Genomic DNA, 2,240 nt, shown 5'->3' on the forward strand with positions numbered 1-2,240 from the left:
CTGCCGTTCCTGGCCAGGGACGGGCGGGCCACGGCGGCGGACATTGCCCGCGGCCTCGGCAGGCACCCGGCCACCGTCCAGCGCCAGCTCAACCGTGTGCTCGCCAGCGGCATCCTGTCATTCCGGTGCGAGGTGGCCCAGAAACTCTCCGCTTTCCCCGTGACCTGCCAATGGTTCGTCAACGTCCCCGCCGGGCGGCACGAGGCCGCCGCCGCCGAGCTGAGGACCATGCGGAACGTCCGGCTCAGCGCCTCCACCACGGGGCCCACGAATTTCGTGATCATCATGTGGCTGCAGTCCCTGGCGGACGTCATGAACATCGAGGTGGCGCTGCAGCAAAAAGTGCCCGGGATCGAGCTCGTGGAAAGCGTCGTCATGCTGAGCACCGTCAAGCGTGTGGGCTGGATGCTGAACCCGGACTCCAGGGCCAGTGGCGCCGTCGTGGTTCCTGCCCAGGGGTTCGACGAGGCGGGCTGACGGCGGCGGACCGGCAGCTGATGGGCCCACCGGCCAGCTGATAGGCCCACAGGCGGGCGGGCTGTGAGGGTCCGGTTGTAAGCTGTGGCACGTGCCCCAGACCGACCCGCCCCATCACCAGGAATCCCGTCCGAAAGCCGTCCCGGAATCGGCCGGCATCTTCCACCGCAGCTACCTGCTGGTGACCCTCGGCGCCTGCGCGCTTGTGTTCCTGGCGGCCTTCGAGTCCCTGGCGGTGACCACCATCATGCCGCTCGTCAGCCGGGAACTGGACGGTGCGGGACTCTACGCCTTGGCCTTCGCCGGGCCGCTTGCCACCGGGGTGATCGGCATGGTGGCCGCGGGCAGCTGGTCGGACCGCAAGGGGCCGGTGGCGCCGCTCCTGGCCGCAGTGGGCATGTTCGTGCTCGGCCTGCTCATCGCCGGTACCGCCGGAACCATGCCGGTCCTCGTGTCCGGACGGCTGGTGCAGGGACTCGGCGGCGGCGGGCTTACCGTGGCCCTCTACGTGGTGATTGCCCGGGTCTACCCGCCGGTCCTGCATCCGAAAATTTTCGCCGCCTTCTCCGCGGCCTGGGTCATCCCGTCCCTCGTGGGACCGTTCGCGGCCGGCGCCGTGGCCCAACTGGCCGGCTGGCAGTGGGTCTTTCTCGGTGTGGTCGGACTGGTGGTGCCGGCCCTGCTCCTGACGGCCCCGGCCCTGCGCGGCCTGAACGGCAGCACGGGCGCCGACGGAGATTCCCCGGCCGCTGAGCCAGGGTCCCGCGGCCGGCCGGGAGGCCTTGCCAAGTTGGCGCTGGCGGCACTGGCAGCGCTCGCCGTGCTGGGCCTGAACCTGTCCGCAGCGGTACCGGTCGCCGGCGGGGTGCTGGCGGCGGCCGCCGTCGCCGTCGCGCTCCTGGCCGTCCGTCCCCTCATGCCGCGCGGAACGCTGACCGCCCGGCGCGGCCTGCCGAGCGTGATCCTTACCCGCGGCCTGGCATCCGCGGCGTTTTTCGGCGCCGAGGTCTACCTGCCGTACCTGCTCGTGGAACGCTACGCCTTCGCCCCGACGTTTGCTGGCCTAACGCTCACCGGCGGCGCCATCGCCTGGGCTGTTGCGTCGGCCATCCAGGGCCGGCTGGGGACCCGGCTGGAGCACCGGAGGGCGGTGCGGACCGGATCGGCCCTGGTCCTTGGCGCCGTCGTCCTGGCCCTCGTGACCACGGTGCTGGCCTGGCCGGCCGCGGTCGCGATCGCGGGATGGATCTTCGCCGGGGGCGGCATGGGCCTGATGTATCCGCGGCTGAGCGTCATGACCCTGGCACTCTCCACCAAAGACACCGAGGGTTTCAACAGTTCGGCGATGTCCATTTCGGATTCCCTCGGCGGCGCCCTGGCCCTCGCTGGCACCGGGATCGTGTTCGCAGCGTTCGCGACGGCGGCGCCGTCGGCGTCGTTTGCCGGAGTGTTCGCGCTGACGGCGGTGATCGGGACCGCCGCCGTGGCCGTCGCGCCGCGCGTCGCCGTCGCCCCGGCCGCCGTCACCAAACGCGCGTAGCGGCAAGCACTATGACGGGCACAGCACCATGACGGGCACAGCACCATGACGGGCACAGCACCATGACGGGCACAGCACCATGACGGGCACAGCACCATGACGGGCACAGCACCATAACAAGCATTGCACAGGAGCCCCGGCCGGATGATCCGGCCGGGACTCCTGTGCGCCAGCGCTCCTTTGTTTCAGCGCTCCCCTGTTTCCGCGCGGGGATCAGGCAGCC

The 2,240-nt window shown here is 70.9% G+C and carries 2 protein-coding genes; both read left to right on the plus strand.

The window, feature by feature from the left end:
• The coding region (locus LQV45_RS26855; RefSeq protein ID WP_230009790.1) for an Lrp/AsnC family transcriptional regulator at window positions 1-477 on the plus strand (477 nt) is incomplete at its 5' end.
• A 91-nt stretch (window positions 478-568) separates the two neighbouring features.
• Window positions 569-2,017 carry an MFS transporter gene (locus LQV45_RS26860; RefSeq protein ID WP_230009791.1) on the plus strand — a complete coding sequence of 483 codons (1,449 nt, stop codon included), beginning with the start codon at window positions 569-571 and terminating at the stop codon, window positions 2,015-2,017.
• Window positions 2,018-2,240: the final 223 nt, after the last annotated feature.

It is taken from the genome of Microbacterium sp. Bi128, assembly GCF_918698205.1.